The organism is Leptospira sp. B5-022 (genome assembly GCF_000347035.1).
Lineage (GTDB): Bacteria > Spirochaetota > Leptospiria > Leptospirales > Leptospiraceae > Leptospira_B > Leptospira_B cinconiae.
On the sequence record NZ_ANIJ01000032.1, the window covers coordinates 167,454 to 187,855 of the forward strand.

Annotated in this window: 18 protein-coding genes and 1 tRNA gene; 4 read left to right on the forward strand and 15 right to left on the reverse strand. The window is 43.0% G+C overall.

What is annotated here, in order from left to right; all coding sequences use genetic code 11:
- Positions 1 to 6 precede the first annotated feature (6 nt).
- The 10 genes from LEP1GSC192_RS14590 to LEP1GSC192_RS14640 form a co-directional block, all read right to left on the reverse strand.
- On the reverse strand, positions 7 to 321 hold the full coding sequence (locus tag LEP1GSC192_RS14590) for a PLDc N-terminal domain-containing protein (protein WP_020770698.1): 315 nt from the start codon (positions 319 to 321) through the stop codon (positions 7 to 9).
- Positions 322 to 372: 51 nt separating this feature from the next.
- Positions 373 to 2,379, reverse strand: a complete 2,007-nt coding sequence (locus LEP1GSC192_RS14595; RefSeq protein WP_020770866.1) for a plastocyanin/azurin family copper-binding protein — start codon at positions 2,377 to 2,379, stop codon at positions 373 to 375.
- Between the two features lie 188 nt (positions 2,380 to 2,567).
- Positions 2,568 to 4,016 carry a Na+/H+ antiporter NhaC gene (gene nhaC, locus LEP1GSC192_RS14600; protein ID WP_020770843.1) on the reverse strand — a complete coding sequence of 483 codons (1,449 nt, stop codon included), beginning with the start codon at positions 4,014 to 4,016 and terminating at the stop codon, positions 2,568 to 2,570.
- Positions 4,013 to 4,912 carry an RluA family pseudouridine synthase gene (locus LEP1GSC192_RS14605; RefSeq protein WP_020770801.1) on the reverse strand — a complete coding sequence of 300 codons (900 nt, stop codon included), beginning with the start codon at positions 4,910 to 4,912 and terminating at the stop codon, positions 4,013 to 4,015. The genes nhaC and LEP1GSC192_RS14605 overlap by 4 nt, the downstream gene beginning before the upstream one ends.
- A gap of 64 nt (positions 4,913 to 4,976) precedes the next feature.
- Positions 4,977 to 6,188: a PilZ domain-containing protein gene (locus LEP1GSC192_RS14610; protein ID WP_020770876.1), complete on the reverse strand. Its 1,212-nt coding sequence runs from the start codon at positions 6,186 to 6,188 to the stop codon at positions 4,977 to 4,979.
- A gap of 253 nt (positions 6,189 to 6,441) precedes the next feature.
- Positions 6,442 to 8,706, reverse strand: a complete 2,265-nt coding sequence (locus LEP1GSC192_RS14620; protein ID WP_020770732.1) for an alpha-hydroxy-acid oxidizing protein — start codon at positions 8,704 to 8,706, stop codon at positions 6,442 to 6,444.
- On the reverse strand, positions 8,703 to 9,857 hold the full coding sequence (mnmA, locus tag LEP1GSC192_RS14625; protein WP_020770830.1) for a tRNA 2-thiouridine(34) synthase MnmA: 1,155 nt from the start codon (positions 9,855 to 9,857) through the stop codon (positions 8,703 to 8,705). Before mnmA ends, LEP1GSC192_RS14620 begins: the two co-directional genes overlap by 4 nt.
- A complete protein-coding gene (locus LEP1GSC192_RS14630) occupies positions 9,850 to 10,818 on the reverse strand; it encodes a retropepsin-like aspartic protease (protein WP_232421029.1) in 969 nt (322 codons plus the stop codon). The genes mnmA and LEP1GSC192_RS14630 overlap by 8 nt, the downstream gene beginning before the upstream one ends.
- Before the next feature lie 240 nt (positions 10,819 to 11,058).
- On the reverse strand, positions 11,059 to 11,289 hold the full coding sequence (locus LEP1GSC192_RS14635; protein ID WP_020770850.1) for a hypothetical protein: 231 nt from the start codon (positions 11,287 to 11,289) through the stop codon (positions 11,059 to 11,061).
- Between the two features lie 66 nt (positions 11,290 to 11,355).
- Entirely contained in the window at positions 11,356 to 12,420 is a 1,065-nt protein-coding gene (locus LEP1GSC192_RS14640) for a sensor domain-containing diguanylate cyclase (protein ID WP_020770619.1), read from the reverse strand.
- 199 nt (positions 12,421 to 12,619) lie between these two features.
- Between LEP1GSC192_RS14640 and LEP1GSC192_RS14645 the strand changes: the two genes are divergently transcribed.
- A tRNA-Met gene (locus tag LEP1GSC192_RS14645) sits at positions 12,620 to 12,692 on the forward strand.
- A 117-nt stretch (positions 12,693 to 12,809) separates the two neighbouring features.
- On the opposite strand, the gene proC is transcribed toward LEP1GSC192_RS14645, so the two are convergent.
- Genes proC through LEP1GSC192_RS14660 form a run of 3 tightly spaced genes read right to left on the reverse strand, consistent with a single transcriptional unit; the run spans position 12,810 to position 14,949 of the window.
- On the reverse strand, positions 12,810 to 13,589 hold the full coding sequence (gene proC, locus LEP1GSC192_RS14650; protein WP_020770636.1) for a pyrroline-5-carboxylate reductase: 780 nt from the start codon (positions 13,587 to 13,589) through the stop codon (positions 12,810 to 12,812).
- Positions 13,586 to 14,251, reverse strand: a complete 666-nt coding sequence (locus LEP1GSC192_RS14655) for a YggS family pyridoxal phosphate-dependent enzyme (protein ID WP_020770864.1) — start codon at positions 14,249 to 14,251, stop codon at positions 13,586 to 13,588. Before LEP1GSC192_RS14655 ends, proC begins: the two co-directional genes overlap by 4 nt.
- A gap of 14 nt (positions 14,252 to 14,265) precedes the next feature.
- On the reverse strand, positions 14,266 to 14,949 hold the full coding sequence (locus LEP1GSC192_RS14660) for a hypothetical protein (protein ID WP_020770779.1): 684 nt from the start codon (positions 14,947 to 14,949) through the stop codon (positions 14,266 to 14,268).
- Between the two features lie 99 nt (positions 14,950 to 15,048).
- Here LEP1GSC192_RS14660 and LEP1GSC192_RS14665 point away from each other — a divergent pair, with 99 nt between their 5' ends.
- The gene (locus LEP1GSC192_RS14665; protein ID WP_020770687.1) at positions 15,049 to 15,789 is read left to right on the forward strand and encodes a flagellar filament outer layer protein FlaA; all 741 of its coding nucleotides are present in this window, start codon (positions 15,049 to 15,051) and stop codon (positions 15,787 to 15,789) included.
- Here LEP1GSC192_RS14665 and LEP1GSC192_RS14670 read toward each other — a convergent pair.
- Positions 15,761 to 16,378 (reverse strand): haloacid dehalogenase, encoded by a 618-nt coding sequence (locus tag LEP1GSC192_RS14670; RefSeq protein ID WP_020770706.1) that lies wholly within the window; start codon positions 16,376 to 16,378, stop codon positions 15,761 to 15,763. The genes LEP1GSC192_RS14665 and LEP1GSC192_RS14670 overlap by 29 nt on opposite strands.
- Before the next feature lie 6 nt (positions 16,379 to 16,384).
- Here LEP1GSC192_RS14670 and LEP1GSC192_RS14675 point away from each other — a divergent pair, with 6 nt between their 5' ends.
- Together LEP1GSC192_RS14675 and nadE are read left to right on the forward strand one after the other, a co-directional pair.
- Complete coding sequence (locus tag LEP1GSC192_RS14675; RefSeq protein ID WP_020770615.1) at positions 16,385 to 17,632, forward strand: 3-deoxy-D-manno-octulosonic acid transferase; 1,248 nt, start codon at positions 16,385 to 16,387, stop codon at positions 17,630 to 17,632.
- Positions 17,633 to 17,762: 130 nt separating this feature from the next.
- Positions 17,763 to 19,652: an NAD(+) synthase gene (gene nadE / locus LEP1GSC192_RS14680; protein WP_020770595.1), complete on the forward strand. Its 1,890-nt coding sequence runs from the start codon at positions 17,763 to 17,765 to the stop codon at positions 19,650 to 19,652.
- Here nadE and LEP1GSC192_RS14685 read toward each other — a convergent pair.
- Complete coding sequence (locus tag LEP1GSC192_RS14685; RefSeq protein WP_020770669.1) at positions 19,649 to 20,368, reverse strand: hypothetical protein; 720 nt, start codon at positions 20,366 to 20,368, stop codon at positions 19,649 to 19,651. The two genes, nadE and LEP1GSC192_RS14685, sit on opposite strands and share 4 nt — an antisense overlap.
- Positions 20,369 to 20,402: the final 34 nt, after the last annotated feature.

Consider the following 20,402-nt stretch of genomic DNA (forward strand, 5'->3'; position numbering starts at 1 on the left):
CGTTTATTAGAATCTTGCGATGGTAGAGATCAGAAGTGTTAAGACCAAAAGACCGATCCCCCCATATACAAGGCTGTTCTTCGCCCAAGAAGGGATCTTAGAACCGCCGACCAAGTGGTACGCCCCTGCCCCGAACAAAGGGACAAGAATGATCGCAGCGGTCCAAAGACTTCCTTTTTTAGGATCCACATCGTCTCTTTTAGACAGATCGATCAGGGCCAGCGGCGCCCAAAGAGCGAATAAAATGTAGAAAATATAGTATCCGTAAAAGTTGAAAAGTAAGGTAAAAAATCCCGGATCGTAAAATTGAGCAGTTTCCATAAATAACTCCTTATTATATTCTAAAATTCTAATGTATTAAGTTTCCTAAGATCAACCCGCTCCTACGTTCCCTACTATGGTGAAACCAAGGTAGAAAATGAAGGCCAAGGAGGCTCCAAATCCTGCAAAGACAAGAGTGAACCTCAAGTATTTAGGATAAGAAGATTTGCCCGAAAGAAGATACGCTCCTCCTCCGATGTACGGCACTAAGGAAACAAATGCCAACCAAACGTATTTACCGACGCTTGTTTCCGCTTTAGAAACCAGGTCATAAACACTCAAACTGACCAAACATACGTAAAGAAGAAGTGGAAGTAAATATCCAAACCAACGGAAGATCACGATTTGGATATCCAATGGTTTAGGTACCGAAAACCCGCCTAAAACGTCCCCGAATTTCGGTTTTCTTTCCGCGAGAATTTTAGCCGCTTCCTCCGGAAGTTTCACCTTATCCAAATCTAAACCGAAGTCTTCGAAAGGATGGATTGCAGGTTTGATAGGTGCGGAAACTCCGCCAGGTAAATTCGTTTGAGGAGGAGGGACCGGTTGGTTCTTCCAATCTCCGCTCGGATAATTCCCGTGAGTAGCATCCACCATCAAAGAAAGTGCGTTATACGCAGTGAAAATTTCTCCTCCCATCGGGAATCTAATGCCGGAAGCACAAGAATTCGTTTTTTCCAACAAAGGAGGAACGGAGGTTTGGAATTTGTTATTAGAGAAACAGTTCCCGATACTGATCGGTCCTGCAAGTGTCAAGTCCCCAAAACCGGAAGAATGTACTATGTTTCCTTCGACGATATTCCTATGCGAGAACCAGAAATTTTCGTCCAGATTCGGAAAGATCGCGATCCCGTAATTATCGTGACCGATCACTACGTTATTTTTGATCACATTATTAATACCGCCTGCGATCAGGATCCCCGTTCCGTAAGTAGGATATTCCAGAGGTTTGATCGGAGCCGACAGGTTATTATTATCATAGATCAAATTCCCGATAATCGTAGTCTCTCTTTCCGGAGGAAGAAGTTCCCTATCCAACGAATTCGGTCCGAGACCTACGATATTATTTCTCCAGATTGAACTCAGGATGTATAATTCTCCACCGGCGTTCGTTCCGGAATAACCTAATGCGCTGTTCTCCGAGATCACATCATAAAGGATAGCTTTACAAGGATAACATTGACCCACATAAATTCCCGCATCAGGAGAACCGGATGCATAAGAATGTTCTAATACTCCGTTCACCGAGTCGAAAGCGTAAATTCCATAGTCTCCATTATTATAGGCGGTAAGATAAGAACCTCTATATCCTTTTACGCCGGTCCAAAAGAAACCGTTTAAGGTGGAGTTCCTTGCAGTCATGTTTTCCACTGCTACACCGTTCGCGCCTACCACGATCACACCGTTCGCCCTTTGGAATTGACCGTCTAAGATGACTTTATTTCTATCCGTTCCTCTTAAGGTAATCGAAGGAGTGGTGACCACAACTTCTTCGTAATATACACCTTCGTCGATCAGGATCAGATCTCCAGGAGAGGCAGCATCCACTGCGTTTTGGATAGTAGGATACATTTGTGGAACCTTACGTGTGGTTCCCGAAAATTTTTCAGCAACCTTCCAATCTTTACCGGCTCTTGCCGCAGGATTGTAAGCCGCGTTTCCCACCACTATATCCCCAACCATTCCGCTCTTTCCATCCGGAGATGCGTGAAAGCTACAATAGTAAGGAAAAACGCCTTCCTTCGGATAAGTGATCTTTACCTTTGCCCCTCTTGGCATTACGATATTACCGAAACTCTTTTCGGTAGACCAGGATTTATCCACTGCTATCGCATTGTGAGGATTGGCCCCTGAATTGACAAATTCGATCTGACCGCCGACAGGGATCTTTTGCATAGGGGGAGAAAATGCATTATCCACCATGACCACATGGGCAAAACCTTCCGTCGTTTCTCCTTCTTTGCTGCTGCAAGAAGAAGCGAAGGCCCCCATCAAAATTCCCAAAACTAATAGTCCTAGAACGGGAATATACCTTTCTTTTAAATGGAATTTAGGCATCGGAACTCCTCTCCTATATATTCGAAGTACTCGGGAATTTCACCCGAGATATGCCTTTTTAAAATGTGAGCTTTTGCTCACTTTTTTAGTATTTTCGCATATCGCCGTGATGACACAAGCATTTTTCTAAGATTTATAATCGAGCAAATGTTATAGAAAGCGGATTCTTCTTAAAAGCTAAAAAGATATCAGATATAATCTTTTTTAGATTCAGGATCTTTTCCCGCCAATCCCCAACCTGTCCATCCGGTGACTAAGGAGAATAATGGAGAAAGTAAATTTAAGAATGCGTAGGGAAGATACACAAGTGTAGGAACTCCTAAAGCTGTCGCCATAAAGGAACCGCAGGAATTCCAAGGAACCAAAGCGGAAGTCATTGTTCCCGAATCCTCTAAACATCTGGAAAGATTTCTAGGATCCAATCCTTTTTTGGAATACGCTTCTTTGAACATTTTACCTGAGACCACGATCGCTAGATATTGGTCCGCGCAGAAAAGATTGGTGCCTACACAGGTAAATACCGTGGCAGTGAATAAGGAACCTCTCGCTTTCGCCCAATTTAACATCTTTTCCGCTAAAACTTGGGTCATTCCCCCTCCTTCCATGATCCCTGCATAAAACATAGCGGAGATAATCAGCCAAACTGTGGAAAGCATCGAGGACATTCCTCCTCTGGATAATAATCCGTCCACGACCGCATGTCCGGTTTTCACCTTTGTGCCTACTGAAGCGGCTGAAACTAAATTTTTAAAAGCGGAAGAAGTTGCATCTTGCAAGTTTAAAGAATTTGCATATATATTGGATTGTGTCAGAACAAAACAAACTCCACCGCTCAAGATCCCTATAAATATGGAAGGAATTGCGGAAACCCTAAAGTAGATGAGAAAGAAAGTAAGAAGAGGTGGAAAAAGTAAAACCCAAGAAATCTGGAATTCCGCTTTTAGTGCGGAGATCACCGGCTCTGTAGCTGTTTCCGTTTCCCCCTGGCCGCTACCCCAGCCTAAAAATCCGAACGCTAAAAGACAGATCCCGAATGCAGGTAACGTCGTCCTAGCCATATTACGGATATGTGATAGAAGGGAGACCCCTGTTATGGAGGATGCAAGATTTGTCGTTTCCGAAAAAGGAGAAAGTTTATCTCCGAAATAGGCACCCGAAACAACCGCCCCGGCTACCATCCCCAAAGGTTTCCCAAGGCCGGCCCCCACTCCGATCAATGCGACTCCGATGGTTCCCGCAGTGGACCAGGAACTTCCTGTGGCTAAAGAAACCACGGAAGATAAGATGAGCGCTGAGGGTAAAAAAATCTCCGGTTTTAATAATTCTAAACCCCAGACAATGAGTGCCGGCACGATCCCGGAACGGATCCAAATCCCGATCAATGCCCCTATCAAAAGTAAGATGAGTATCGGCTGCAAAACGTTTCTAAGAGAATCCAAAACGGTGTCCTCTATTTCCTCCCAAGAGATGCCCCTGAGCCTGGAAATTCCCGCGGAAATCGCACCCGCACTGAATAATAAAATTTGGGCCGGTCCTTCTGCGATCCCACTTCCGAATAAAAATCCCGCCGTACTTAACGAAAATACCAAAAATCCCAGCGGAAATAAGGAGATCCAAAATCCAGGTTTTTCGTTCATTCAGGAAAATCCTGCGGTAAACCGGATCGGATCTTCGTTATTAATCCCGTAAACGGATGAATGAACGTAAGAGAAATCGAATGTAATGCCTGCCTTTCCATTCCGAGTTTTTGGATTAAATCCGGATCTTTCCCTTCAATAAATTCCAGGAAGGTTCTCTCATCTTTGCCGTAAATTTTATCTCCGATTAACGGAAATCCTAAAGAATACAATGTAGCACGAATTTGGTGAAGCCTTCCGGTTTTAGGAAAACAATATACTTTAGAAAAAGATAATCCCTGAAAGATACCTTCTCCAATTTTCCTAAAAGCGGTTTCGCAGGTTTCCGAATCTTGTTCCGGTATTTCTAATTTCTGAAACGAAGTTTCGGAAAGAAACCTTCTTTTTTTGCGGATTAAAGAAGAAGGATCCGATGTCAAAAATCCTTTTGCCCGAAGGCGAGTAGGGAAATTTCCCCAAACATAGGATACGTACGTTTTATTTACTTTTCTTTTGGAAAATAGATCGGCTAATTTTGAAGCGGCTTCCGGATCTTTTGCGAAAACGACCACTCCGGACGTTTCTCTATCCAATCTATGGATCGTATATATTTTTTCGAAACGAGGATCTTCTTCTAAAAGATCCGTGAGATTGTTTTTCCTGTATCTTCCGGCGCTATGGATCGGAATATCACCCGGTTTTTCCACCGCAATATAACGTGTATCTTCGTATAAAATTTTAAAGTCCGTTTGGATGGGAGGTTCGAAACTGTCTCCCGGAAGATAAAGTATCTCGTCTCCTTCCTTGATGGAGTAAGAAGGTTTTGCAGGCTTTCCTTGGACGAGTATTTTACCTTCTTCTAATATTTTTCGCCAATTGGACCTGGATTGGTATGTGAATCTGGAAGCGAGAAACACGTCAAGTCTGGAACCGGCCTCTTCTTTCCCGATCTTTGTTCTAAGACCTTCCTGTACAAGAGAATTAGACAGACTCTTCTTCTCCTTCGAATCCCATATCAGGTATATCTTCCGATACCGTTTCCATCTCGGAAGCAGACTCTCCTTCCACGGGAGTATCCGACTCTTGTTCTGTCGATTCAGGCGCTTGAGAACCTTCTCCCGGGCCTAATCTGGAATCCACAAATCGGTTCAACATCTCTTCTTCCTTAGAATTCAAATTAAAGAATTGTAAACCGATACGGAACATTTTGTCCGTGTTCGTGATATTTCGGATAACGGCCCGATAAGTCCCTTTCAGTTCCTGATTCATTTGCAGATCGAATAACAAAATTTCTCCCACTGCAAAACTTCTGGAAAAGAAAATGGATTGCGCGTGGAAAAACCCGAGTCCACTCCTACTGATATCCTCTGCGATACATCTTTCTTTGGACTCCTGGAAAAACCCGGAAGCGATCACATCCCTGGAAATTGCAGCGGCAAATAATGTGATCTTATTATAATCTTCCGTATCCATAGGTTTGTCGGAAAGCACCTGAACATAACCGAGAGGTGTATAATTTTTATAACGGATCAGTACCGAAATTTCGGAAATAAATCTGGATTCTAACTTATTCAAAGCCAGAAGTTTTAGGTATTCCTCGATCGGAACAAAATTTTGTCCAACTCCGCCCGAACTTCTTTCCAAACGATTGGTAACGAAGATGGATTGTTCGAAATTGTACATGATCCTAAGCCTGTTATCCATTCGATCCGAAAAATAGATCAAAGAATCCGGATAGGTTTCCTTCATTTTTTTGGCATGTTTCTGAAGGATAGTCTCTACTATTTTATCAATAAAACCTAATGAACGTCTTAAGTGTAATTGATTGATAATATTGGTGAGAATGATCGGCTCTCCGCCCCCACCTTCCAATTCCACCCTGCCCTGGGCCCGTTTTGCCTCGCTGACCTTTACCGCCTGGATCCTCAACAATTCCAAACCGTTACCCGCATTCCTCTGGACAACCGTAAAAACACCGTGGAAAAAATGATTATTATGAGTAAGAAATAGGATCCTGGTCTTCTCCCCATCCGATTTTCCGGGTAAAGAAACGAGAAGATAAAGACCGTCTTTGACCCCTACGATTTTTGCGGGATAGGATCTGCCCTTAATTTCCACGGAAACCGGCAATCTCGCAAACAATGTTTGGAGGATTTTAGTCAGAGCCTCTGTTTCCTTGACTGTCCTATCCAAACGTTCCTCCTAAAGGAATCCCAGACCCTTTGGCAAGGAATCCGAGTTTAACGGCTCCCTCGTTTAGGGAAAGGAAATTACTGGTTTCAAGGAATTTTCCGGATCATTCCTCTCTCTTTTTCGCAAAAGCGCCAAACCGGAATAGTATTCTATACTTTGCATTATATTCTACTAATACGTTCGGGGGACAACCGGGAAACCAATTGTGGAATTGTATCAAAAGTCTGGCAAAAAGAAAAATCTAACTGGAAGTTTAAGAAGAAGTCTCTTCTTTTTTTCTGAAAATAAATTCTTTCCTAATCTCGGAAATTTTGGAAACTCCTACCGTGTTCATTGCCTGTGCCAAACCTTCGGTATATTGGCCCACTAAAAAACGGACTCCAGCCACACCCCCGCCCACCGCGGAAATCGCCATAGGTCGCCCGATGAGAACATTGTTCGCACCTAATGCGTGCATTTTGAAAACGTCGGCGCCGCTTCTAACACCGCCGTCCACTGAGATCGGAAAATCAGCACCTAAGGCCTCTCGGATCTTAGGGAGAACTCTCGCAGTCCCTGGCATATCGTCCAATACTCTGCCCCCATGATTGGAAACAACGATCGCATCCGCACCAGCTTCTCTTGCAAGGATCGCATCTTCAGGACTCATCACACCTTTTAGGATAAAAGGAAGTTTTGTATAAGAACGTATTTTAGAAAGAGCGTCCACTCCTCTTGTGATCGAAGGGATCTTTTTCTGGACCAGAGTTTTGAAATTCACTGCATCTATGTCCATTCCTAGAGCAAGAACACCTTGCGCTTCCGCTTCTTGGAATCTTTCTTTGATGAGCCCTTCGTCTTCTCGCGGTTTACAAATAAGTACACCTTTTCCATCCACCTTTTTAAGAGCTTCCAGAATGATCAGATATTTTTCCGGGCTTGCGCCATCGCCTAACCATGCTAAGCTGCCGGAAGCCAAACATCCTTCTAACAAAACCGCGGCGAGAGTATACTCATCCATGGCTCCGCTCATATTCGTGATCGCACCTGTCATTGGGGCGCACATAAAAGATGTGGATAATTTCTGTCCAAAAAAGTGACTTTCGGTGCTTGCCTGCACATTGTCTCTGATATATCTGGGTAGGATCGAATATTCTTCCAAGGCCTTGGTATTGTCCTGAAAGCTAAGCATTCTTCCGACTCCGCCCATTCCGGGAACACCGGAAGCACAATCCGTCCCATCACATACCTTACAGACCCAGCAAATCTCTTTTCCAAAACGAGCTCGCGCGTTAGCCGCGATTTCTTTTTCGGAGATGGAGTATAATTCGTCCGAGGTAAATTTAACGGTTTCCAATACTTTGGAGAATATACTTTCAGCCTGACTTAAATTCTCCGCGGAGATGATCACATGTCCTGTTTTTTCAATATTATTCGTGGGTTCCGGGATAATGTCTCCCACCTTATGTAAAAGAAAGATATCGGTAACTCCTTCTATCTTTTTGGCCTCTTCCAATCCATCGATGGAAAGAAGTTTTCCCTTAGGCGCGAGTAACGCTCTTTCGATAGATACTCTATGAAATAACGGTTCTAAATTATCAGGCTCTTCCCCCAGAGCGATAAGTATAGCGGCTCGATTCAAATTGATCCCGCTGGATAATGGGAAAGTCAAAGCGGACATGAACCCGCCCGAAAGTCTTGCGGCAATCTCTCCTACTTTTACTCCTGTAGGAGTCACTTTGATATCGCCCTTTCCTGCACCTCTTCTGATCCCAAGCGCCTGCATTCCGCGAAACATCACATCTTCTATTTCTTTTTGGATCTCGGGCGAAAGAGCGGAAGGCATATTATGGCCCATCTCTATAAAATAAGGTTCTCTTTCTATGATACGGTCCGCAAGACCTGTGATCATAAATTTGCCGTCCCATGCGAGCGCATCCACGGAAACTTCGGGACCGGGCATATATTCTTCTAAGATCATCTCGCCGGTAGGAGAATATTTTTTTGCGTGTTTGAATGCTGCCTGTAGCTCTTCCCTATTATTTACTTTTACAACCCCGCGAGCTCCCATATTGTCCGCAGGTTTCATGACCAACGGAAATTGTAGGAATTCCAACGCGTCGCGTGTATCTTGGATACTCCATACGGGAGCAAATCCCGGAATAGGAACCCCTGCCTTTTTCAGGCGCTCCCTCATCTTTACTTTATTGGAAGCCGCTTCCGCATCTACGAATCTGATCCCAGGAAGATCCAGCGCATTCGCTACTGCAGCCACAGTCATACTGGCGTCTGTTCCTGCAGTGATTACCCCGTCTATCTTAGTAGTTGCGGATAATTTTTTAGCCTCTCTTACCATTCCTTCTATGTCTTTCGTGGACATGATAAGAGGAAGATCGCAAATTTTCAGACCCGGCGCCTCCGGATTCATATCCGCTACCACCGTTCTGAGAAGCATCGTTTTTGCCGTTTGGATGATCGGAACCTGTAAAAGTCCTCCGCCTATGATTAGGATCGTCTTACCTGCGATTTTTTTACTCACGGAAGAACGCTTACTCCTAGTTCCGAATTTTGGAATGTGCTAAGATCGGATTTTTCGTAAGTGGTCACACTTCCTTTTCGGATGATCCCACCTGCAAGTAAATAGTCGCTATCCTTCGGATAGAAGACTGCGGATTGGCCGGGAGCTACACCCTTTACTTCTTCCAAAGGAAATACTTGTATAAAGTTTTCGTTACGTACTACTTTTGCTTTGATCGGACGGGAACGATATCTGACTTGGACCCTACATTCGGAACTTTCCGTTTCTAAAACGGGAGCCCAAGCTTGCAGGTTCAGATCTTCTACGATAAAAGATTCCACAAAGGTTTGTTTTTCCTCCGCCAAAACGACCGTCCCGTCATCTTGGATAGAGATCACATATAAAGGTGCCTTCCAAGCGATACCTAAACCTTTTCTTTGTCCTATCGTGAAGTTTTCTTTTCCGGAATGTTCTCCGACTACCTCGCCATTCTGTAATTTGAATACGCCGGGAGTGAAGTTAATATTCTTCTTAGCCAAAAACTTTCTGTAATCGTTTTCAGGAATAAAACAGATCTCTTGTGACTCCGCTTTTTCTGCTACCGGAAGCCCCATCTTACGCGCGATCTCACGAACTTCTGGTTTAGTCATTCCACCCAAAGGAAAAACGGTATTTTTCAGATTCTCTTGGGACAAGCCGTATAGATAATACGCTTGGTTCTTATTCATATCCTGCGCATTGGAGACGGCATATCTTCCGTCCACCTCGACGATATTTGCATAATGTCCGGTAGCTATTTTATCAATTCCTAATGCTTTCGCTTTTTCGAATAAAGCGCCGAACTTCACGAAAGTATTACATTCCACACAAGGGTTCGGAGTCTTTCCATCCTTGTAATCGTTTACGAACCTATCTATGACCTTTTCTTGGAAAAGTTTCTCCATCTTGATCACATAAAAAGGGATATTTAAGGAGAGACCAACGTCTCTCGCGTCCCTGATATCTTCGGGAGAACAACAGGATTTTTTAGTGGTATCGCAGGCAGGTGCTTCATATTCCCATGTGCGCAGGTTGACGCCGATCACTTCGTAACCTTCTTCCATGAGGAGACCTGCGGTAACCGCACTGTCCACCCCTCCGCTCATCGCTACTATGATCTTACCCTTATTCATTCCTTAAGACCGATTCCTTTCCTACTATACCAATAAGACTCCTTTTTGTGTCCAAAAGAATTCGATAGTTTTCCATCCAATTCCGACCTAATATCCCGACGATCCCTCTTCTATGGTCCGAATGCAAAGCATCCGGCGGTATACCTCCCGGAAATACCTCGAGTTCAGGAGTGCAGAAACCGATCCCTTCAGAATCGTTTTTCACAAAAACAGGACAAAAAGGCCGAAGCGTTCTGATCTTTGCCGAAAGCCGGCCACCACCGAAGTTGAATACGGTCGCTTCTTTTCCTTCCAAATATTCCGTTGGATGATCTGATTTGATCGTCTCCCAGTCTAGAACACTGTATTCGGCCCCGGTGTCCAAGATCCAAGATTCTTTTCGAGTTCCCGGCGGGCGAAGAAGTACTGCAGACGGTTGCCCTGACTTCAAAAACATTGGAAATAGATTTTCTTCCAAAAAGCCGGGTGCAGGACTGGACGTAGAAGATCTCCATAGGGAAATTTTATCCGGTAGATCCAAAACAACTACCGAACCTAAGAATGCATTCATTCCTAGGATCCCATCCACTCTCAATTCTTTGGGAAACACATGTGAATAAAATTCCACAGACTCGAATGGGCGGATCCCTCCTATGAACAGATCATTTTTGATCGTTCTTCGTACCGACTGAACGGAACCGCCGGGAAAACTTGCACTCAAAACTTTTTTAGGAGAATTTTCCGGCACATGATCTTCGGAAAGAAAGGAAACGAATGCACCCGTATCGATCAGGAATCTAAGAGGTTCCCGATCTTTATCTAAAGCGAGATAAATTACGGGAAGATGATCCACTTCTTTTAAAGGAAGACGGATCCAGATCCCCCCTGCGTCTTTTTCATAGCGGATATAACCTGAGAATAAATTCCGAAAATCGAAACTAGTACATCCCGCTAAAGAAAAAAAGAATAACGTAAGAATCATTCGGGAAAGAATAGTTCTTTTTTTGAATGTACAATTCGGAAAAAAAAGCATCGTAAGTGTTCGAAAGCCCGATTAGGGTCTCAAATTTGCGGAAAAAATCGATCCTTTTTTATACGAGCTTGTCCAAACGTCCGGACTCGTGGAGCGTAGGGCTTAATAGCGATCGATTACCCAAGTATTGGAACGGACTTATTAAGTAGAAAATTTTAGAAAAGCGAACACCTAAAGTTCGTTTTAAGATTACAATAGTTTTTTAATACAACGGGAATTTGGACAACGTGTATAGTCGATCACACAATCCCGATACTCTATTCCTGTCTGAGTATCCTTTGCTTTATACTCTATAAAGCAGGAATACGGTGAAAAATCGAACTCTTCTCTTCCTAAAGCACGGTTACGGATACGTTTTCCGAGCTCCGCCTCTTCGATCTGGCTGATATAATAATGGTCCAGCTCAAGTTGTTTTTCCATGTTAGAGGTTTCGGCCGAATTTTAGAATTCGATAAGCCGAAAAATCTTCACAAAAACGGGAAAAAACTAGTTTTGGACCGGAACTTGGAAGGAAATTGTCCTGTTTTTACCGGAGTGTTTCGCCTCGTAAAGCGCCTTATCCGCCCTTTCTATAAGATCCTTATTGTTTCGATCACTTGCCCAAAACTCGGAAACCCCAATAGAAAGAGTGACTTGGAAATCCGGACCTCCGTTCGGATTCGGAATAGAAGTAGCCTCTACCGCCTTTCTCAAACGTTCTCCCATTTCAAATCCCCGCTTTAAGTCCGCTCCAGGCATGACCAAACAGAATTCCTCTCCACCGTATCTGGCGGCGATATCATGTTTGCCCGCACATTGGATCAGCCTTGCAGCGACCTCGATAAGTACCTGGTCCCCCGCTTGGTGCCCATGAGTATCATTGAACTTTTTGAAGTTGTCCACATCCGTGAATAGAAGAGCAAGATTCGTTCTTTTTTTACGGCAACGTTCCATCTCTTCTTTCAGTTTAGTCTGGAAGTAATGATGCACTTTCAAACCGGTCATCATATCAACGGTTGCAAGTTCGTAGAGTCTTGAGTTCTCCACTGCGATCCCAGCTAGAGTGGAAAGAGTGGTAAGGAAGTCTCTATCTTCTTCCATCCATTCTCCCATGGTGATCTTTTCACCCAAAAGAAGTAACCCGTTCACTTTCCCTTTTGCATTCAAAGGAATGATGAGGTCTCCGCCTATTCTTCTTAAAAATTCCAGTTCAGGACTTAAGCCCATGGACTCTTCGATCTGATCGGGAGTCATTGCTTTCAGTTTGGTTTCTAAAAAAGTAACTAAAGGTGCATCTGTTTTAATCCGGAACCCTGCATCATCTTCCGCAAGGTCGAATCCTTTGAAACTAGGTTCCAATTCAAAATAATTAGAGTCAGCTTCCGGTGCTAAAAAGATAGCCGCGCTCAAAGTTTGCAATTGAGCTAAACAAATATTTAAAATAGCATCGATTAGATACTTATAATCTAGTGTGGAATTAAGAGCCTTACTGATCTCGAGAAGTTGTTTCTGATCATAGATCTTCTTCTCATAATATTCGATCATCAATGGATCATTGTCTTTTCCGATCAACTGTGGAATCTCCCAATACTAAATTGAAAAGATAATTTATTTCGCTAATCCGTTTCTTCGCCTACGGACTTTGAACAATTTCCGTGAAGTCGATCCGCAAGAGGTAGTAGCATCAAAAAGCTTTCCTCGGGGAAATCAAACTCTTTTTGGTTTTTCATTTGACTTTCAGCCTGGGGTACGGAAACATGGTTTTAGACGCCGCGCGGTGGAGCAGCCGGTAGCTCGTTGGGCTCATAACCCAAAGGTCACAGGTTCGAATCCTGTCCGCGCTAGAGCGTTTTACATCAAACATTATCCTCAAAAGTAGACAAAGAGACGTTTAATTTCTACCTTTTCTACTCTTTCCTAATAAAAAAGAAACAAATCTCTTATTTGCTAATCCTTTCTATTTAGTTTCCTAACTCTTTAGAACGTTCTGTTGCTCTTTTCACTGCGGAGATCACAGCAAAAGGGAATTTATTCTTCTCCAACTCTTCCAAACCTGCGATCGTTGTTCCACCGGGAGAAGTTACTTTGTTTTTCAAAACTTCCGGATGAGTATCTGGGTCCTTTTCCAATTCTTTTGCCAGTAATTCAGCACCACCTATCACGGTTTGTATGGAAAGTTCCAACGCTTGAGAATATGTCAAACCGGAGGCAACTCCACCTTCTGCCAAACTTTGGATAAACCTAAGTACGTAGGCAGGCCCTGAGCCGGAAAGACCGGTTACCGCATCTAATAATTCTTCTTTGGAAAGTTCCAAACAATAAGAGATAGGAGAGAAGATCTCCCGCAGACTTTCGTATAATTCCTTGTCTCCGTAGTAGCCCAAAGCTCCCTTTCCCACTAAAATAGGAAGGTTCGGCATAATACGGACCACTTTGGATCCGTTAGGAGCGGAGGAAGAAAGTATCCTAGTATCAATTCCCGCCGCTACGGAAAGAATCGCCTTCGGAGCTTCCAAGGATCTAAGAGTTTTAGAAACCTCTGCAGGCTTTACGGCTAAGATCAAAAGATCCGCTTTCTTTTGGAATTGGGACCAATCCGATTCCAAAACCATTCCTTGCGCTTTTTTAGGGTTTAGATAAGGATCAAAACCTATTACATCTATCTTTCTAGATTGAAGGGAACGATAAATCGCTCCTCCCATATTCCCGCAACCTATGATACCGATCTTATTATATTTCATGTTCTTTCTCCGAATATTGCGGTCCCAATTCTAAGATAATCGCTACCTTCTTCCAATGCAATTCTGTAATCACCGGACATTCCCATGGACAATTTTCCTTGTGGATAAAATTCTTTTCGGATCTTAGCCATCTCTTGGAATACCTTGCGGGTTTCTTCCGGATCTCCGGAGCTTGGGCCCATGGTCATAAATCCTTCTAATATACAGAATTCCGAACTTAGAGTTTCTTTTTTTTGAAGAAGGACCAGGACTTCTTCCTTCGAAAATCCCGACTTTGTATCTTCCTTTGTTAGATTGACTTGTAGGAAATACCGTATCTTCCAGCGGTCCCCATCCATTCTTCTTTTCAATTCTTGTAAAATTTTTTGTGAACCTACTCCATGCACAAAAGAATATAATCCTGCGTACTTTCGAATATGAGAAGATTGAACGGGACCTATATGATGTAGTATAAAATCCTTTTCCGGTTTTCCCAAGTCCGAAAATTTTTCAATCCCCTCTTGGACCCTGTTTTCTCCGAAATGGATCACTCCTCCGGCGATCGCTTCTTGCACTTTTTCTTTGGGTTGGAATTTGGAAACTGCGATGAGTGTTGGAGTTCCTAATTTTTTTAGGGACTCCAGTTCTTGGATGATCGTTTTATAATTTTCTGAAACTCCCACGACTTTATAGGGAACTATTCTGACTTGGACTTTTTTTTCAGACCGGAAACTTCTTGTTCCAGGATTTCCACACGTTTGCGTAAAGACATCTTACTTTTTTTCTTGGGAGACCCGTTTTTCATTCCCAGTTTTTTTTCCAATCGTCCTACTCTTTTTTCCAAGGAACTGATCTTAGCATTTACGGAAGAATGAACCGTTCTTCTTTTTTTAACTTTTTTAGAATGACGTTTTTCTTTTTTCAGTTTAGGGCCGTCGTCATATTCCACTAAACTTTCATCCCTTTGTTTTGTTCTAGGGCGCTCCATTTCTTCTCTTCTAGGAAGATCCGAAGTTTCGGAAACTTTTGTTTCTTGCTTCTCCGGAGTTTTTGTGGAAATTGTATCCTTCTTTTCTTTACCTAAACCCGGAACCTCATAGTCTTTTGGCAACGGTTGGGAAGAAGGTTCGGTAACCGTATCCTTGGGTTTGGAAAAATCGGAGTCAAAGTTTTGGTTCGGAGAAGATAGATCTTTTCCGTCAGGTACTTCTTCCGGAGTGAGTATGGTACGTTCCGGTTGGGACTTCTCCTCTACTTGGACGTTTTTATCCTTGTACCAAGCGGCAATCCGCTCCCTCTCCACATATAAATAAAATGCAAGAGATCCAAGTAGCAGGATGAGTAATCCGCTCAATAGGACTTTGAGAATATCCCGGTTCATAAAATACCTGATTGAATTATCGGCCCGGAAAACCCGAGAATTGGGCAAAAAACCCGGCTTCTTATTAGGAGATCCGTAAAATCTACCGAAAGATCTAGAGTGGCCCGGACCTTTCTATTCTGTTTTTGCCTAAGTTTTTGGATCCTTCCTAAAGCTACCTGGGCCCCTCCAGTCAAACGGGACCAGGATGAGGCAAGTAGAGTCCTTCAATTAGAAAAAGTACTAATCGATTGGAAGCATTACAATCTTTTTCTAGTGGATTCATTCGAAGGAGAAAGACCTTGGGAAGTGTACCGAGGAGTATCCTTCTTAAATAGGATAGACTATGTTTCCCAAATCCCCGACTCTCCCGCATTCTTGAAAGAAAGAGAATTGTACAAGGCTTCTCCAAAAGAAGAATACAGATCCATGATGGTCCAAACATTCTTCGAAAATCCAAAACATGAACATCTGGAGATCCGCCCTAAGGAGCCGATCCGTCTTCCGATCGGAATTCCAACCCGCGTGTTTTTCTGGGCTTATTCCAATAATTATAACGTGGTTTTGGAGTTGGTATTCCATCAGAAAAAATCCAAAGAGATCGTTCTAGAACTGGGAGATCTGAAATTCGACGGCTGGAAAAGGATAGAGACCAAAATTGCTGTGCCTGCAAAAAATATCAGACTGAACCAATCTCTTCGTTTTCCTTTAGAGTTGGTTTCCATCCGGATCAAGCCGAATCCTTTCCAACCCAAAGGTGAATTTTATTTTTACATGGACCGATTGGGGATACTCATAGACAGCAGAGAAGAATCGTATCCGGGAGCGGATGTCAAAGACAATTGGGGTACTGCTCTATAAGGAAATCCTTTAGCTCTTCCGGCCTTTTAGGATTGAACTTAAACGCATTCCAGTTCATATACCCTGCAACTTCCACATTTGTGGGGTTATCATCTACGAACACATAATCTTTTCCCGGGAAATCGGTCTCTATCCATTGGTAATATTCTTGGGCAGGTTTTCTCACACCCATCTCGCAGGAAAAATACATCGCATCCAGAGAATGAAGAATTTCCCCGATCTCCGGAAATTTCAGGATTTCTTTGTACCAAATTGAATAATTACTCGCGAGAACCACGGAAAAACCTTTGCCCTTGAGGCTTTTTACGATCCCCAAAGTTTCAGAAATAGGATTGATCTTGGAAAACATCTTCTCCTTCAGATCCTTGGGATGAGGAAGTCCCTTGTCCTTATGAGAATCCAAATAGAATCTCCGGAAAAAATCCTCTTCTTCGATTCTTCCCATTTCAAAATCCAAGAAGGCTTGCTTTTCCCGACCGTTCTTAAAATCTTCCCAATGTTCTCTGGCTAAAAGTTCTTTTAATGCCAGATGAAATGGGTCCTGGATCAAGGTATCCATTAGGTCGAATACAAAAAGGGGAGATCTCATACCACTATGCTAATAACGTATCGGATTTTGACGATCCTTCTTTGGCCCTGGATTTTCGTTTTCTCACTCTTCCTCCCGAGCGCAAAAAATTTTCTCAAAATCAGAAAAGAAGATAAGAGAAGGATACTTTCCTACCCTTTCGCACCTAAAGCACAAAAAGTGGTCTGGCTACACGCGGCTTCGGTTGGAGAACTGGACCAATGTAAGGCGCTTGCTTTAGTATATAAGAAGAAGGAACCGGAAACTTTTCTTCTCCAAAGTGTATTCTCCGATTCCGTAAGAGATTCCAGTTTAGAGGCGTTTCCGGCGGATCTGAAATTTCGTCTGCCTTTGGATTTTCCTTGGAGTTATAATTTTATCTTTAATAAATTTTCTCCCAATGTTTTAGTATGTATGGCTTGGGATCGTTGGCCTAATTTACTTTTAGCCGCTAAAAGAAGAAGGATCCAGACCGTCCTTGCTTCAGCCGTGATTACTTCTCCAAAAGGATTTGTCCAAAAAAAATTCTATAAAGCAGCCTTTTCCTTATTCGATAAAATTCTCACTTCTCATTCTTCCGGGGAAGAGAAGTTCAAAGAATTACTCGGACCAAAAAAATTCATCAAAACACTTGGAGATTCCAGATTCGATTCTGTAATCCAAAAAATAGAAACAAGCCAAAGAGAATTTAAAAGACCCATAAATTATCCTTTCTCTCAGGTATTTTTACTCGCATCTACATACGAGCCTTGTGAAAAACTACTACTTCCGCTTTTAAAGGAACCTTCTCTCCAAAATACCGCGTTCTGGATCTTCCCCCATAAAACGGATCCAACAAGGATCACACAGTTGGAATCGGAGATCAAAAGTTTCACTCCGGATTATACTTTGTATTCTCGGAGGGAGTTTGATTCGATTTCTTCCCGAGTCATCTTATTTGATGTGCTTGGGATCTTGGCGCACGCGTATAGAGCCGCGGACTTTGCCTACGTAGGAGGAGCGATACATAATAGAGTGCATAATGTATTGGAGCCTGCCTATTTCGGACTTCCACTTTTGAGCGGTCCTAGGATCAACCATGCTCCGGAAGCGATTGAACTCAATCATAGAGGCGGGTTATTTATTATCCGCACGAAAGAAGAAGTTTTAGAAATACTACAATTAAGCGCCGAAAGAAAAGAGGCCATTCGCTTTTCCAATCGCCAATTTGTGGAAACAGGCAGAGGTGCAGCGGAAAGGATATATTTGGAGATCGGTTCGCACAGAGAGCACTGAGAACACAGAGGAATTGAGTTTAACGAGCGTTGTTGGAACTCCTACATCCCGCACTCCGCGCACTCTGTGAACTCCGTGCGGAACAAAAAATCCTTTTCTCAAGTCCCGATATTAGGATACTAGGAGTGAAATGTCCGTCTACCGTTGCACAGCCGTAAGTTTAAAAACGACCGCACTGGATTTTAAAGGAAATCGAGAAAAGATCCTGTCTGCGATCCAGGCCAATCAAAATTCTTCTCTAATCCTTTTTCCGGAACTTTGTATTTCCGGTTACGGTTGTGAGGACACTTTTTATTTTCCTTGGGTTTGGGAACAGTCTTGGAAAAGTCTTTTAGAGATCGCGAAGGCTAGCTCCGGTAAGACCGTAATTGTCGGGCTTCCGTTTTTCCAAAGTCCTTATCTATTTAATGTGTCGGCGGTATTACAGAACGGGCAAATCCTTGGTCTTGTCCCGAAACAGAACCTAGCACAAACAGGAGTACATTACGAAAATAGATGGTTCACAAAGGGCGAAGAATCCAGAAATTATGCGATCACTCCGGATGGATCGGAACTTCCTTTCGGCTCCATCCTTTTTGAAAGTCCTGATTTTAATTTCGGAATAGAGATCTGTGAGGATTCCTGGGTCCAAACACGACCAGGACAATACCTGGTAGAAGCAGGAGCGGATCTTATTCTTTCTCCGGGGGCTTCTCACTTTGCTTTGGGAAAACAAAAAATCCGAAAAAAAATGTTCTCCGAGTCTTCCAGAAATTCTTCTACGGCGATCCTATATGCGAATTTGGACGGAAACGAGTCAGGCCGTTTGATCTTCGAAGGCGGTTGTATGGGGATCGTAGACGGAAATATAAAAGAAGAAGGCCCCAAACTTCACTTTACGGATTTTGAAAGTACTCATTTAGATCTCGATTCCACCGAACTTAGATCCAATCGTGCAAGGAATTTTAGATCTTCCGGCACAAGAGAATTTAGATCCAGAGGAAAAGGTCTGCAAAGAATAGAGATCCAGCCTCTCAGGTCCCAAAAGGACTTTAATAATTCTGTCCAAGTTTCCAAGTCGGATCTATTTCATGATTTTACCCGAGCCGTTTCTCTTGGTCTATTCGACTATCTGATCAAATCCAAAACAAAAGGATATACATTATCACTTTCCGGCGGGGCGGATAGCGCTACCTGTGCACTTCTTGTAAAGGCGGCAATCCTATTCTCCGAAAAAGAACTCGGACCCAAATATTTGGAATCCTTAGGATTCGATCCTAAAAATCTATTATTCACACTTTTCCAAGGAACGGAAAATAACTCCGAACAAACTAAAAATTCCGCAAAACAACTTTCGGAAGAATTAGGTTTTACTCATGCAGAGATCACTGTGGATTCGGAAGTAAAATCCATGTTGGAAAAAATTTCCGCCGTCAAAGGTCTTGTTCCGAACTGGAAAGAACATAATCTTGCGCTACAAAATATCCAAGCCAGAGTCAGGTCTCCTTTGATTTGGTTACTTGCCAATCTGAATGGCCATCTTCTGCTTTCAACGGGAAATAGAAGTGAGGCGAGCGTAGGATACACTACAATGGATGGGGATTCTTCCGGTTCTGTTGCACCACTCACCGGAGTCAGTAAGGAATTTTTACTTTCTTGGTTAAAGAATGTTTATGAAGGAAAAGATATTATTCTTCCTCGAATACAATCGCTGGAAGAAATTCTCAATGCCAAACCTACCGCCGAACTAAAGCCACTTTCGGAAAAACAAGAAGACGAGAAGGACTTAATGCCTTACCCTCTTCTCCAAAAATTAGAAAGGAATTTTGTATTCCTCGGAAAATCTCCGGATCATCTTTTAGGATCCCAAGAATGGTCCGATCCCAAAGAAGCGGAGGAAGGCAAAAAGAAATTTCTAAAATTGTTCTCCGCAAGCCAATGGAAAAGAGAAAGGCTTCCACCTTCTTTTCATTTGGACGAGTACGGTTTGGATCCTAAATCCAGCTTCCGTTTTCCGATCTTGAGCGAGATCTCTTTTTAAAGTCCGGCTTGTTCGTAAGCTCTTTGTTTATCCTTCTGCACTTGTTCCAATTGTTGGATCATAGTTTGTTGGATGGTCTCTAATTTCTTTTCTTGCTCTGGATCTCCGGAACCTTTCTGCAGATCCACCAAGTATTTTACGATCTCCAATCTATCCTTGGATTGTTTTTCCATATAATCGTAATACGTTACCGTTTGCTCCTTGGATGCGGTACGGCTTAAGACTGCTCTAGTAGCTTCGGACACTCTTTGTTCGAATACTTTTCTCTGTTCTTTTTCCGCTGGGCTCATCCGGCTAGGAAGAAGCGAGTTATTCGGAAACTTCTCCTTTAACTGAGCAAATCTTTCCATCTCTTCGTTTGTATACGGTTTTCCTGTTTGAGGATTTACAGGGTTATCCGAATCGGCAATAGGCGCTCCCGGTTTATTTTCGGAAGAAGGCTCCCCCGCTTCCGGTTCCCGATATTCCGCTTTTCCCGCTTTGAAAAAAGCAGAGTCGGAATCGAATAAAGAAGGATCTGCGCCTGTTTTTCCATAAGCAGAACGCCCGGAAGTAGATCCCGATCCTCCGGCAAAAATACTGGCTAATGTTTCCGCTTCGCTTTGTTTATTTTTGGATTCGGATTTGTCGTCGTCGGTCCAAAATAGGACTACCAATAAGAAAATGAAGAATACTACAAAAACTACGGAAATTAATAATGTTCGAACTCTAGTCACGGTGAGGAAGCCTCAGTTTTTTAGTTGTAAGACC